Annotated in this window: 11 protein-coding genes and 1 pseudogene; all 12 read left to right on the top strand. The window is 61.9% G+C overall.

Going from position 1 to position 14029, the window contains the following annotated elements; genetic code table 11:
• Positions 1–24 precede the first annotated feature (24 nt).
• The 12 genes and pseudogenes from PSH87_RS00525 to PSH87_RS00470 all read left to right on the top strand — a co-directional run bounded on the left by PSH87_RS00525 (position 25) and on the right by PSH87_RS00470 (position 14022).
• A complete protein-coding gene (locus tag PSH87_RS00525) occupies positions 25–345 on the top strand; it encodes a DUF2388 domain-containing protein (protein ID WP_017736006.1) in 321 nt (106 codons plus the stop codon).
• The gene (locus PSH87_RS00520) at positions 342–2303 is read left to right on the top strand and encodes a DUF4105 domain-containing protein (RefSeq protein ID WP_305432055.1); all 1962 of its coding nucleotides are present in this window, start codon (positions 342–344) and stop codon (positions 2301–2303) included. The genes PSH87_RS00525 and PSH87_RS00520 overlap by 4 nt, the downstream gene beginning before the upstream one ends.
• A gap of 319 nt (positions 2304–2622) precedes the next feature.
• Positions 2623–3546 (top strand): transposase, encoded by a 924-nt coding sequence (locus PSH87_RS00515; RefSeq protein WP_305432054.1) that lies wholly within the window; start codon positions 2623–2625, stop codon positions 3544–3546.
• 371 nt (positions 3547–3917) lie between these two features.
• Entirely contained in the window at positions 3918–5225 is a 1308-nt protein-coding gene (locus PSH87_RS00510; protein ID WP_207045688.1) for a CitMHS family transporter, read from the top strand.
• Between the two features lie 65 nt (positions 5226–5290).
• Positions 5291–6058, top strand: coding sequence for a TerC family protein (locus PSH87_RS00505; RefSeq protein ID WP_017734669.1), 768 nt, complete (start codon positions 5291–5293; stop codon positions 6056–6058).
• Positions 6059–6268: 210 nt separating this feature from the next.
• Positions 6269–7927 (top strand): Na/Pi cotransporter family protein, encoded by a 1659-nt coding sequence (locus PSH87_RS00500; protein WP_017734670.1) that lies wholly within the window; start codon positions 6269–6271, stop codon positions 7925–7927.
• A 57-nt stretch (positions 7928–7984) separates the two neighbouring features.
• Entirely contained in the window at positions 7985–9367 is a 1383-nt protein-coding gene (locus PSH87_RS00495; protein WP_017734671.1) for a pitrilysin family protein, read from the top strand.
• A 71-nt stretch (positions 9368–9438) separates the two neighbouring features.
• Positions 9439–10471: pseudogene (locus PSH87_RS00490) on the top strand (DUF5924 family protein).
• Positions 10472–10525: 54 nt separating this feature from the next.
• On the top strand, positions 10526–11674 hold the full coding sequence (locus PSH87_RS00485) for an ABC transporter permease (protein ID WP_017734673.1): 1149 nt from the start codon (positions 10526–10528) through the stop codon (positions 11672–11674).
• Positions 11671–12474: an ABC transporter ATP-binding protein gene (locus tag PSH87_RS00480; protein ID WP_124527098.1), complete on the top strand. Its 804-nt coding sequence runs from the start codon at positions 11671–11673 to the stop codon at positions 12472–12474. Before PSH87_RS00485 ends, PSH87_RS00480 begins: the two co-directional genes overlap by 4 nt.
• A gap of 1 nt (position 12475) precedes the next feature.
• Positions 12476–13414: an MlaD family protein gene (locus PSH87_RS00475; protein WP_017734675.1), complete on the top strand. Its 939-nt coding sequence runs from the start codon at positions 12476–12478 to the stop codon at positions 13412–13414.
• On the top strand, positions 13411–14022 hold the full coding sequence (locus PSH87_RS00470; protein ID WP_017734676.1) for an ABC-type transport auxiliary lipoprotein family protein: 612 nt from the start codon (positions 13411–13413) through the stop codon (positions 14020–14022). Before PSH87_RS00475 ends, PSH87_RS00470 begins: the two co-directional genes overlap by 4 nt.
• The last annotated feature ends 7 nt before the right edge of the window (positions 14023–14029 follow it).

The raw sequence follows: 14029 nt of genomic DNA, 5'->3' as shown, positions 1-14029 counted from the left end.
CATCTTTGTAATCGGAGTCATTCCATGCGTAGCCCGCTGATCGCCGCCACCCTAGGCCTGCTGTTGTTGGCCGACGTTGCCCAGGCGCATACCTTGGTGGCCACCAGTAACATCATTGTTCGCGCCTCCGGCCGCACCATTGATTTCACCTCGGACACCACCACCTCCATCCGCGACTCGAAAATCGTCCGCGAAGCCCACGACGACGCCGCCAGCTTCGTCGCCAGCAACGGCGAGATCCGTGGCGCGCAGCTCGAAGCCGCCTTCGACACCCTGCGTACCCGCGTGCCCGAAGCCCGCAACGCCAGCGACCAGACCCTCGCCGAAGCTATCCTCGCTCTGTGAGGCGCCTCACCACCTGGCTCCTGGCGTGGACTGTCCTGCTCAGTGCAGGCGCAGCCCAGGCCAACCTGCAACTGCGGCTCAAGACCGATGGCTTGAGCCCGGCACAACAGCAGGCCAGCCAGGCATTGCTTGATGAAGCGATGCGCGCACTGCCGCCGCGCTTCATTGAGCAGCTGGACCGGCAAATCGATGTCGGCTGGACCGACAAGATGCCCGAGAATGCCTACGGCCAAGCCTCCCTGGTGTCCGAGCTGGACCTCAACAGCAACCTGCTCGCCAGCCTCACCGACGGCAGCGCCGCCACCCAGAAAACCAGTCGCCCCCACGGCACCGTGCGCCGGGAAATGCTCGCCACCGTGCTGCATGAACTGACCCACATCTATGACCGTGCACGCCTGTGGTCCAAAGACGACCGTGCGCTGGTCAACCGTTGCAGCCGCCAGAACAACCTCACCGGCCTGATCGGCCTGCCCGATCAATGCCGTGGCCAGAATGACCGCCGCTTCACCCTCAGCGACGACCCGCGCCTGCTGGACCTCGCCGGCTGGCCGCAATACGTCGGCCGTCGCGGTGAACGCGAACAACACAACCGCCAGGTCGCGCGCAGCCCGGACATCTACGAAACCACCAGCCCGCTGGAGTTCGTCGCGGTTAACATGGAGTACTTCCTCCTCGACCCCAGCTACGCCTGCCGCCGCCCGGCGCTGTTCCGCTACTACAAGGACCACTTCGGCTGGGCGCCACCGCAACAAGACGCCTGCGCCAAGACCTACGCCTTCCTGAACGCCGGCAACGACTTCGCCAAGACGCCGCTCGGCCAGATCGACCCGGAACGCGTCTACGAGATCGACTACCTGCTGGCCGAAGCCAACCAGAACCTGGTCAGCCGCTGGGGCCACAGCATGTTGCGCCTGGTGATCTGTGCCCCCGGTCGCCCACGCGGGCCGGATTGCCGGCTGGACCTGGACCAGCACCTGGTACTGTCCTACCGCGCTTTTGTCGGTGACGTACAGCTGTCGAGCTGGGACGGCCTGGTGGGCAAATACCCCTCACGACTGTTCGTACTGCCGCTGGCCCAGGTGATCGACGAATACACCAAGACCGAACTGCGCGGCCTGGCCTCGGTGCCGCTGATACTGTCACGCCAGGAAATCAACGACACCGTCGAACACGCCGCCGAGATGCACTGGAGCTACGACGGCAACTACTTCTTCATCTCCAACAACTGCGCGGTCGAAAGCCTGAAACTGTTGCGCAGCGGCAGCGCCAACCCGCAACTGACCGGCCTGGACAACATCACCCCCAACGGCTTGCTCGAAGTGTTGAGCGCCCGTGGTTTGGCCGACACCAGCGTGCTCGACGACAAACGCAACGCCCTGCGCCTGGGTTACCACTTCGACTCGTTCCGCGAGCGCTACCAGGCGATGTTCGACGTGTTGCGCAAACACCTGCCGATCAAGCAGACCCAGGTCGAAGACTGGCTGTCCCTCAGCGCCGCCGAGCGCCGCCCGTGGTTCGACAAGGCCGACCTGCGCACCAGCGCCGCGCTGTTGTTGCTGGAACAGGCGAGCTACCGCAAACAACTGATGCTGGCCCAGGACGAAGTCAAACAACGCTACCTGGGCGCCCGCGAGCTGAAAAACGGCGGCATGGAAAAGGCCAACAACACCTTGCAACAAATCCTCGCCAACAGCGGCTTCCTCAGCCGCCCGGCGGAACTGCTCGGCAGCGGCGGCTACGGCCTGCCGCAACCATCGGAAGCCAAGCGCCTGGAATCGGAAAGCGCCGAACGCCAGAAACAGCTGCAATCGCTGACCGGCGACCTGGATAAAGAGGTGAGGGCGCTGCTGGATCCGGCCAGGGCCGATGAGATTGCGGCGTGTGAGGCCAACCTCAAGCAAGTCGGCGAACACTTGCGCAAGCTGCACAAAGCCGCCGGCGGCCTCGAATTACCCTAAAAACTCCCGCCAAACATAGTCCAAATGTGGGAGCTGGCTTGCCTGCGATAGCGGCGGGTCAGCTAGCACATGGGTGGCTGATACACCGCTATCGCAGGCAAGCCAGCTTGTGTCTTTCGCCGGGATTAGACTGTGGATGAGAGCGGTGGATGGCAAGCTGACTGACAGCGGTGCTTGAAGCACGTGTGGGAGCCTAAGCTGCCATCCACCTCTCCACTCTGGTTATTGAGCCCGAACAGTTGAACGAGCCGACCTCGAACAGTTACAAGCGTGGGCCCCGCCAGAGCGCTCTCACTTTTGAGTGTAAGAGGGTTTGGCCATGTTTGCAGGCATCGATGTTTCAAAAGACGATCTTGAAGCGCAGCTCGATTCCCAAGCTGAGGAGATGAGCTGCTCCAACACAGCGGCCGGTTTTTCACGGCTGATTCGTTGGCTGAAGAGTCACCACGTTAGTCGTGTGGTGCTGGAGGCGACGGGCGGTTACGAGCGCCAGGTCATGAAAGCACTTCAGGCGGCAGATTTGGAAGTTGTGAGGATTAACCCCAGCCGGGCCAGGAGCTTTGCCCGAGCGTTGGGGTTGCAAGCTAAAACCGACCCAATAGACGCAAAGCTTCTTGCCCATTTCGCGGCCACTATCAAGCCCCCAAAAAGCCAGCCTACTAGCCCTGAACAAGACGACTTACGAGCCTTGGTGCACCAGCGCGAGAACTTTGTTCAGCAGCGAAGCGACGATGAGCGTCGTGTCAAAACGGCCTCTTCTGATGCTGTTAAAAACCTGCTGAAAAGCCATATCGATTACCTGGCCAAAGTCATAGCGTCAGTTGATATACAGATTCGCCAAAGCGTTGAAAACCTTAATAAAAAAAGGGTTTCACAATTGTGCTCGGTCAAAGGAATAGGGCTTATTACCGCTGCTAGCTTGATGGCCTACCTGCCTGAGTTGGGCAGCGTTGGGCGTCGTGAGATCGCCGCACTCTCGGGCCTTGCTCCGTATAACAACGACAGTGGCAAGCACAAAGGTAAGCGCTATATCTGCGGTGGGAGGTTCTCGGTCCGACGCTCGCTCTACATGGCGTGCTGGTCCGTCATTCGCTTTCAGCCTGAATTCAACGCGCGATATAAAGCTCTGCGTGATAAAGGAAAATGCGCAAAAGTAGCGCTTATCGCCTGCATGCGAGTGTTGTTGATACGCCTGAATGCAATGATCCGAGACGGCTCGGAGTGGAGCGATTGCGTAGCGTAATCAACTACGCGATCACTAGTGGAGTAGTACACGGCATAGGCTGTGGGCGGCTGTGTGGCTGCCGTAATGATGTTTTTTAATAAACTGCCAAGACAGTTGCTCCCACATTGAATCTCCATACACTTGCAGATAGTGCCTCTTCCCTTCATCACCTGTTTTCCCAGCGAAAGCTGGCTGAAAGCTTTCCCGTCTAGGATCGCCTCCAACTGCCGGCACCAGACCGGCTGTACACAACAACAATGGTGATTCCCGATGTCCGTCCGTACCCGCCTGTTCGCTCCAACTCCCCCCGTACGCCTCGTGCCTTTCGTTCTGCGCTGAGCCCCACCCGGTTCGCCATTCCCTAGCCGCGCTACGCCCGGAGTATTCCTATGCTGACTTTCCTTGGCTTTGCCATGGTCATCACGTTCATGTTCCTGATCATGACCAAGCGCCTGTCCGCGCTGATCGCCTTGATCATCGTGCCGATCCTGTTCGCGCTGTTCGGCGGTTTCGCGCCGGACATCGGCCCGATGATGCTTGCGGGCATCACCAAGCTGGCGCCGACCGGCGTGATGCTGATGTTCGCCATTCTCTACTTTGCCCTGATGATCGACTCCGGCCTGTTCGACCCGGCCGTGCGCAAGATCCTCAAGATGGTCAAGGGCGACCCGCTCAAGGTTTCGGTCGGCACCGCCGTGCTGGCCCTGGTCGTGTCCCTCGACGGTGACGGCGCCACCACCTACATGATCTGCGTGGCCGCCATGCTGCCGCTGTACCAGCGCATCGGCATGAGCCCGCGGATCATGGCCGGCCTGATCATCCTCGCCGGTGGCGTGATGAACATGACGCCTTGGGGTGGTCCGACCGCCCGCGCCGCCAGTGCGCTGCACGTGGACCCGTCGGACATTTTCGTGCCGATGATCCCGGCGATGGCCGCTGGCGTCGTCGCGATCCTGGTGATTGCCTACATGTACGGCCTGCGCGAACGTGCACGCCTGGGTGAATTGCACCTGCAAGGTGACGAGATCGACCACAGCGAAATCAGCGTGTCGCAATTCCCCGACGCCCGTCGTCCGAAACTGATCTGGTTCAACGGCGCCCTGACCTTGGCCCTGATGTGCACGCTGATCGCCGGCCTGTTGCCGCTGCCGGTGCTGTTCATGGTGGCGTTCAGTATCGCGATGATCGTCAACTACCCGTGCCTGCAAATGCAGAAAGACCGCGTCGCCGCCCACTCCGGCAGCGTATTGGCGGTAGTCGGGCTGATCTTCGCCGCGGGTATCTTCACCGGCATCCTGTCGGGCACCGGCATGGTCGACGCCATGTCCAAGAGCCTGCTGGCCGTCATCCCTGACGCGCTGGGCCCGTACCTGGCCGTGATCACCGCGCTGGTGAGCATGCCGTTCACCTTCTTCATGTCCAACGACGCGTTCTACTACGGCGTACTGCCTGTCCTCGCCGAAGCCGCCAGCCACTACGGCATCACTGCCGCCGAAATGGGCCGCGCGTCGATCGTCGGGCAACCTGTGCACTTGTTGAGCCCGCTGGTACCGTCGACTTACCTGCTGGTCGCGTTGGCGGGTATCGAATTCGGCGATCACCAGCGCTTCACCCTCAAGTGGGCAGTGCTGGTATGCCTGTGCATAATGGTCGCCGCGTTGCTGATGGGGATTATTCCGCTGTTCAGCACTCTATAATCGTACCAACTCAACCGCGCGGCGCTGCAGCTTGCGCGGTTTAACACTTGCTCAAAGGAATACACATGGAATGGCTGACCAATCCAGAGATCTGGATTGCCTTCTTCACCCTGACGGCCCTCGAGATCGTCCTGGGCATCGATAACATCATCATGATTTCGATCCTGGTCAGCCGCATGCCCAAGCATATGCAGGCCCGCACCCGGATCTTCGGCCTGGCCCTGGCCATGGTCACGCGAATCCTGTTGCTGCTGTCGATCACCTGGGTCATGCAACTGACCGCCGACCTGTTCGTGGTCTTCGGCCAGGGTATTTCCGGGCGCGACCTGATCCTGTTCTTCGGTGGCCTGTTCCTGCTGTGGAAAAGCTCCCAGGAGATGTATCACGCGCTGGAAGGCGAAGACGAAACCCACGAAGAACCGGGTGGCAAGGGTGGCAAGTTCATCTACACCATCATCCAGATCGCGATCATCGACATCGTGTTCTCCCTGGACTCCGTGATCACTGCGGTCGGCATGGTTTCCCATGTACCGGTCATGGTCGCGGCGATTGTCGTGGCGGTATTGGTGATGATGCTGGCTGCCGGCACCATCAGCGAATTCATCGACAAGCACCCGTCGCTGAAGATGCTCGCGCTGTCGTTCCTGCTGGTGGTGGGTACCGTGCTGATCGCCGAGTCGTTCGATGTGCACGTGCCAAAAGGCTACGTCTACTTCGCCATGGCGTTCTCCCTGGCGGTAGAAGCGGTGAACATCAAGATGCGCACCGCCATCGCGAAAAAGAAGAAGCAGCAGGATCCGGTGAAACTGCGCAAAGATATTCCGGGTCAATAAACCCGCGCCAGTCAAAAAGGGGCTTTTCAAGCCCCTTTTTCACGTCTGCAGAAAGCTGATTTCATGACAGTTTTGTTTCAATCACCCTTTCAGCTATGCAATGCTGGCGCGCACGCCATTCGCCAACTACAGCTTAAGTACAAGACGTAGAGCGGCACGCGGCAACTTTCCTACGCTTCTCTTGAAGCGCACCCACACGGGGGGCCGAGCATGCTGACCTTGCTCAATCTGCTTTCCGCGGTGACCCTGCTGATCTGGGGCACGCATATCGTCCGTACCGGCATCTTGCGGGTCTACGGCTCCAACCTGCGCCACGTCATCGGGCAGAACATGTCCAAGCGCTGGCTGGCGTTTGTCGCCGGTATCCTGGTGACCGCCATGGTGCAGAGCAGCAACGCCACGGCCATGCTGGTGACCTCGTTTGTCGGCCAAGGGCTGATGGGACTCATGCCCGCCCTGGCGACCATGCTCGGCGCCGACGTCGGTACCGCGCTGATGGCGCGGGTGCTGACCTTTGACCTGTCCTGGCTGTCGCCGCTGCTGATCTTCCTCGGGGTGATTTTCTTCCTCTCGCGCAAACAGACGCGGGCGGGGCAGCTGGGCCGCGTCGGCATCGGCCTGGGCCTGATCGTGCTGGCCCTGCAATTGATCGTCGAAGCCGCCGGTCCCATTACCCACGCCCAAGGCGTCAAAGTCATCTTCGCCTCGCTGACCGGCGACATCCTGCTGGACGCCTTGGTCGGCGCCTTGTTCGCGATGATTTCCTACTCCAGCCTGGCTGCCGTCCTACTCACCGCCACCCTGGCCGGCGCCGGCGTGATCGGCTTGCACGTGGCCATCGGCCTGGTGATCGGCGCCAACATCGGCAGCGGCGTGCTGGCCTTCCTCAGCACCAGCATGCAGAACGCCGCCGGCCGCCAGGTGGCGCTGGGCAGCCTGCTGTACAAGTTGATTGGCCTGCTGCTGATCATCCCGGTGCTCGACCCGCTCGTACGCTGGATGGATGGTTTGGACTACGGCGTGCAGGGCATGGTCATCACCTTCCACCTGCTCTACAACGTCAGCCGCTGCCTGATCCTGCTGCCGACCATCGGCCCGATGGCGCGCCTGTGTGCCTGGTTGCTGCCCGAGCGCGAAGAACTCAACGGCAAGGCCAAACCCCGCCACCTCGACCTGACCGCACTGACCACGCCGAGCCTGGCACTGGCCAACGCCGCCCGCGAGACCCTGCGCCTGGGCGATCTGATCGACAACATGCTGACCTCGATGCAGGAAGTGCTGCGCGGCAAGCAAACCGCCATCACCCAGGCCATGCGCAGCCTCAGCGATGACGTCGAAGCGCTGTACAGCGCGATCAAACTCTACCTGGCGCAAATGCCCCGCGAAGACCTCAGCGAGCAAGACAGCCGGCGCTGGGCCGAGATCATCGAGCTGTCGATCAACCTCAAGCTGGCCGGCGACCTGATCGAACGCATGCTGCGCAAAGTCCAGCAGCAGAAAACCTCCCAGCGCCGCCAGTTCTCCGAGGTCGGCCTGGAAGAACTGTCCGACCTGCACAGCCAGTTGATTGCCAACCTGCGCCTGGGCCTGTCGGTGTTCCTCAGCGCCGACCCGGAAAGCGCCCGCCAACTGCTGCGCGAGAAGCGCCGTTTTCGCGCCCAGGAACGCCGCCTCGCCCACGCTCACGTCAGCCGCTTGCAGCGCAAGATCGTACAGAGCCTGGAGACCAGTTCCCTGCACCTGGAGCTGATTGCCGACATGAAACGTCTCAACTCGTTGTTTTGCAGCAGTGCCTATGTAGTGTTGGAAACGTCCGACACCGGCGCACTCTCCGCCGAAGATATTGCCGACATCACACATTCGCCCTGAACGTACGATGGCCCGTGAAGTCAGTTAACACTGACCACACTCGCCAGGAAGCCAGTTATGCGTCGCCTGTTGTTCATCTGCCTGCTCATGGGTTCTGCCCACGCCTTTGCCTTTGACCGCCTGCAAGTCGAGGGCTATACCTTGCCCAACGGCCTGCAATTGCTGCTCAAGCCGGGCACCGAGCGCGGGCATGTGGCGATCCGCCTGGTAGTCGGCGTCGGCCTGGATGACTTCGCCTGCGCGGACAAGGAACTGCCGCACCTGCTCGAACACCTGCTGTTCAGCGGCATCGACGGCGGCGGCGAAGGCGACCTGGAAGACCGCATGCAAGCCCTGGGCGGCGAGTGGAACGCCTACACCAGCAACGCCGACACCACCTTCGTGATCGAGGCCCCAGCGCAAAACCAGCGCAAGGTGCTCGACCTGCTGCTGGCGATCATCACCCGCACCGAACTGACCGACGCCAATATCAACGCGGCCAAGCAAGTGGTCGAGCGTGAGGACGGCGGCCATTACTCCCACCTGCAACGCCTGCTCGACCGCCAGGACCTCGGCCACACCGCCAGCAATCAACTCGCCGTCGAACTGGGGCTCAAATGCGCCGAACGTGCCGAAGTCGGCCAGTTGACCCGTGACCAGTTGGAGGACCTGCGAAAACACTGGTACGCCCCCAACAACATGACCCTGATCATCGTCGGCGACCTCGACAAACTGCTGCCGGCCTACCTGGAACGCACCTACGGCCAGCTCGACCCGGTCGATCCCACCGAACACCGTGAACTGCCGCAAATCCAGCACGCCGCCGCCAGCCAGCGCGAACTGATCCACGGCTGGGTCGGTGACAGCGCCAAGCTGCACTGGCTGTTCCCCGAACCGCTGCTGGACGACCAGCACGATGAAACCTACGACCTGCTCAAGGACTACCTCGACTGGGCGCTGTATCGCCAGCTACGCCTCAAGCACACCTTGTCCTACGGCCCCTGGAGCGAGCGTGAAGTGCTGGGCGGTGTCGGTTTCCTCAGCCTGAATGCCGACCTGGAGCGGGAAAATATCCCTGAGGCCGAGCACGTGCTGAAAAGCCTACAGGCGCAATTGCTCAAGGATGGCCTCGACCCGGCCGTGTTCGCACGCCTGCAACAAGCCGCCATCGCCCGCCAGGCCTGGGCCGTGCAGGGCAACAGCGCCCTGGCCGACTACTACTGGGCCGCCTCGGGCGACTACAACAACGGCCACTTCAGCGACCCGGTCAAACGTATCAAGGCGGTAAGCCTGGACCAGACCAACCGGGCCATGCGCCAGGTATTCAAGCAACCCGGCTACTGGCGCATCGAGAAACCGTTGCTGAGCTACGACACCCTCAGCTGGATCGGCGCCGGCATACTCGGGCTGATTGCCATTGTGTTGATCGGTGTGCGGCTTTATCGCAAACGGATCGCGTAATCGGCCACCGAGGACAGGGCTAAGACGTTATTCTGTCTGGGATTTTTCCTACAAAGACTGCGAACCGCCGAATGCAAAACCTGACCCGCATAATCACCCGCGTCCTCGAACTGATGAAGCGCTACCCAGGGGTGATTGCACTCGGCGGCTTTATCTCGGGGGTGTGCAGCTTCATTCTGGTGGACCGCCAGCAGGGCATGGCCAGCTGGATCGCGGTGATCATGCTGGTGAGCTGGCTGTGGCTGATGCTGGAAAACAGCTTTACCCAGCTGTTTACCAAAGTCTTCAAGCGCGAAATCCCCGAGCCGCTGCTGCGCTACGCGACCCAGATGATCCACCAGGAAAGTCTGTTCTTTGTGTTGCCGTTCTTTTTCGTCACCACCGCCTGGAACAGCGGCCAATCGCTGTTCACCGGCTTGCTCGGCGCGGCGGCACTGGTGTCGATCGTCGATCCGCTGTACTACAAGTGGCTGGGCGCCCAAGCGCTCGCTGTTCCTTGCGCTGCACACCCTGACCTTGTTCGCCGCGCTGCTCACCGCGCTGCCGATCATCCTGCACCTGACCACCGCCGAGAGTTACAAGCTGGCCCTGGGCGTGGCCATGGCGCTGTCGATCCCCAGCCTGGCAGTCAGCCTGCCGCTGCGCAGCCTCAAGGGCTGGGCGATGCTGTTGGGCGTGACGGCCGCGATTGGCTGCGCCGGCTGGTTCCTACGCAGTTGGGTACCACCGGCCACCCTGTGGATGACGGAAGTGGCCATCAGCACCCAGTTGCAAGACCGCACGCCGGGGGATGACCTCAAGGAAGTCACCGTCGCGCAACTGCGCGGCGACGGGCTGTATGCCTACACCGCGATCAACGCGCCGCGTGGCCTGGATGAGCGGATCTACCACGTGTGGAAATTCAACGGCAAAGAGGTCGACCGCATCGCCCTGGACATTCATGGCGGGCGCAAGGAAGGCTATCGCGCCTGGACCCATAAACAGAATTTCCCCGGTGATGCCGTGGGCCGCTGGCAAGTGCAGGTGCTCACCGAAGACGGCCAGGTGATCGGCGTGCTGCGCTTCAAAGTCATCGACACAGCACAAACGGACAACCCAAAGTAGGCAGGTTCGTGCTATTACGTAGGAATTGTGGATAGCCAAACAAGCTCGGAGCTTATGACCAGTAGTACCTCGGCCGGCGCAGCCCATCTCGATACGTCCTCCACGCCTGCGTTACTGCGGATTACGGGGGACTGGACGCTTGCCCACTACGCAGACCTGAAAAAGCTGTCGGACACGCTCGACGGCCAATACGACGCCGGCGCCCGCATCGACCTCAACGGCCTCGGCGCCCTGGATACCGCCGGCGCGTCACTGCTGGTGGAATTGCTCGGCCCCACGCGCATCGAGCAATCCGCCGAGCAGAGCGATTGCAGCCTGTCCGCCGCCGACCGCGCGCTGCTCAAGACCGTCTACCGCTCCCTCAATGATTTCTGCGTACCCGACAAAGCCCCGGAAGAAGCCACCGGCATCCAGGTGCTGGCGCGTATCGGCCGGGCGGTGGATAAAGTCTGGCAAGACAGCAAGCAACTGCTGGGCTTTATCGGCCTGATCCTTGAGACGTTTGCCCGGGGGATTTTCCGGCCCAAGCGCTGGCGCATTACGCCAATGGTCGCGCATATCGAACAGACCGGCCTCGACGCCGCGCCCATCGTCGCCTTGCTGACCTTTCTGGTGGGCGCCGTGGTGGCGTTTCTCGGCGCCACGGTGCTCAAGAGCTTTGGCGCGACGATTTTCACCGTGGACCTGGTGGCGTTCTCTTTCCTACGGGAATTCGGCGTGCTGCTCACCGCGATCCTGATCGCCGGCCGCACCGCCAGTGCGTTTACCGCACAAATCGGCTCGATGAAGGCCAACGAAGAAATCGACGCCATCCGCACCCTCGGCCTCGACCCGATGGAGCTGTTGGTGCTGCCACGGGTGCTGGCACTGCTGGTGTCGCTGCCCATGCTGACGTTTCTGGCGATGCTCTCGGGGATTGTCGGCGGTGGCGTGGTGTGTGCCGTGGCGCTGGATATTTCGCCGGCGATGTTTCTCTCGCTGCTCAAATCCGACATCGGCGTGCAGCATTTCCTCGTCGGCATGGTGAAAGCGCCGATCTTCGCCTTCCTGATCGCCGCCATCGGTTGCCTGGAAGGCTTCAAGGTCAGCGGCAGTGCCGAGTCAGTCGGCGCCCACACCACCTCCAGCGTGGTGCAATCGATCTTTGTGGTGATCGTGCTGGATGCGGTCGCCGCGCTGTTCTTCATGGAGATGGGCTGGTGAGTCGCTTACACCGTGCGCCCACTGAGGCGGTGATTGAAGTGCGCGGGCTGTGCAACCGCTTTGGCAGCCAGAGTGTGCATGAGAACCTCGACCTGGATTTGTACAAGGGCGAGATTCTCGCCGTGGTCGGTGGCTCCGGCAGCGGCAAGTCGGTGCTGCTGCGTAGCATCGTCGGCCTGCGCCGGCCCAGCGAAGGCGAGGTGCGGGTGTTTGGCAAGAACCTGCCGAGCCTCTCGGAACATGAACGCTCCCTGGTGGAACGGCGCTTCGGCGTGCTGTTCCAGAAGGGCGCGCTGTTCTCCTCGCTGACGGTGACCGAGAACGTCGCGCTGCCATTGATCGAGCACGCCGGCCTCAGCCGCCGCGACGCCGAGCACTTGGCGGCGGTCAAGCTGGCCCTGGCCGGGTTGCCGTTGTCGGCGGCGGACAAATACCCAGCGTCGCTGTCCGGCGGCATGATCAAGCGCGCCGCCCTGGCCCGCGCCTTGGCCCTGGACCCGGACATCCTGTTCCTCGACGAACCCACCGCCGGCCTCGACCCGATTGGCGCGGCGCAATTCGACCAACTGATCCTGACCCTGCGTGACGCGCTGGGCCTGAGCGTGTTCCTGGTCACCCATGACCTCGACACGCTGTACACCATCACCGACCGCGTGGCGGTGCTGGCGCAGAAAAAAGTGCTGGTGGCGGACGCCATCGATGTCGTCTCGGAAACCGACGACGCCTGGATTCACGAATATTTCCACGGCCCCCGGGGCCGTGCGGCATTGGATGCCGCTCAACCGCTCAACGAGGTATGACATGGAAACCCGCGCCCATCATGTGATGATTGGTCTGTTCAGCGTGATCGTCGTGGTCGGCGCGATGCTGTTTGGCCTGTGGCTGGCCAAATCCAGCATCGACAGTGCCTTCCAGGATTACGAAGTGGTGTTCAACGAGGCGGTCAGCGGCCTGTCCCAGGGCAGCTCGGTGCAGTACAGCGGGATCAAGGTAGGCGACGTGATCAGCCTGCGCCTGGACCCCAAGGACCCGCGCCGCGTGCTCGCGCGCATCCGCCTGGCCGGGCAGACGCCGATCAAGGAAGACACCCAGGCCAAGCTGGCGCTGACCGGTATCACCGGCACCTCGATCATCCAGCTCAGCGGCGGCACGCCCCAAAGCCCGGTGCTCAAGGGCAAGGACGGCAACCTGCCGGAAATCATCGCCTCGCCATCGCCCATCGCACGCCTGCTGAACAACAGCAACGACCTGATGAGCAGCATCAACCTGTTGCTGCACAACGCCAACGCGCTGTTCTCGCGGGAGAACGTCGAGCGCCTGACCACTACCCTGGACAACTTGCAGCAAACCACCGGCGCTATCGCCGACCAGCGCGGCGATATCAAAGTGGTGATGCAGCAACTGATGCAGGTGAGCAAACAGGCCAGCGGCGCCCTGGAGCAAACCACCGTGCTGATGCGCAACGCCAACGGCCTGTTGAACGATCAAGGCAAGCAGGCGTTCAGCAGTGCCGAGCAGGCGATGAAATCCCTGGAAAAAAGCACCGCCACCATCAACACCTTGCTGACCGACAACAAGGACTCGGTGAACAGCGGCATGCAGGGCCTCAACGAACTGGCGCCGGCCGTGCGCGAACTGCGCGAAACCCTCGGCTCGCTGCGCGCCATCTCCCGCCGCCTGGAAGCCAACCCCAGCGGTTACCTGCTGGGCAGTGACAAGAACAAGGAGTTCACGCCATGAAGCGTGCATATCAACTGATCGTCCCTGTAGCCCTGGCCCTGGTGAGCGCGTGCTCGATCCTGCCCAAGCCCGACCCTTCGGACGTGTACCGCCTGGCGGCAGCACCGGCGACCGTACAAGGCACGCAGGTCGCCTGGTCGCTGCGGGTAACCAAGCCCCAGACCAGCGAATTTCTCGACAGCCCGCGCATTGCCGTGGTGCCCAACGGTGACCTGATCAGCAGCTATGCCAATTCGCGCTGGAGCGATCCGTCGCCGGTGCTGTTGCGCAACCGCCTGCTGGACGGGTTCCAGCGCGATGGGCGGGTGACGTTGTTGAGTACCGACGACACCAACCTGCAAGCAGACTATGAACTGGGCGGGCAGTTGCAGGCCTTTCAGAGTGAGTACCGTGGCAATGCGGTGGAGGTGGTGATCCGCCTCGACGCACGACTGGTGCGTGGGAGTGATCAGCGGATTATTGCCAGCCGGCGGTTTGAGGTGCGGCAGCCGGTGGGGGATACCAAGGTGCCAGCGGTGGTGGCCGGGTTTGGCTTGGCGGGGGATCAGTTGAACAAGCAGGTGGTGGAGTGGGTGGTGCAGCAGGGCAATACAGCGCCGAAACGCTGAGGGCCTC

Source organism: Pseudomonas sp. FP453 (assembly GCF_030687495.1).
GTDB lineage: Bacteria > Pseudomonadota > Gammaproteobacteria > Pseudomonadales > Pseudomonadaceae > Aquipseudomonas.
This window is presented reverse-complemented; position numbering and strand designations above follow the sequence as displayed.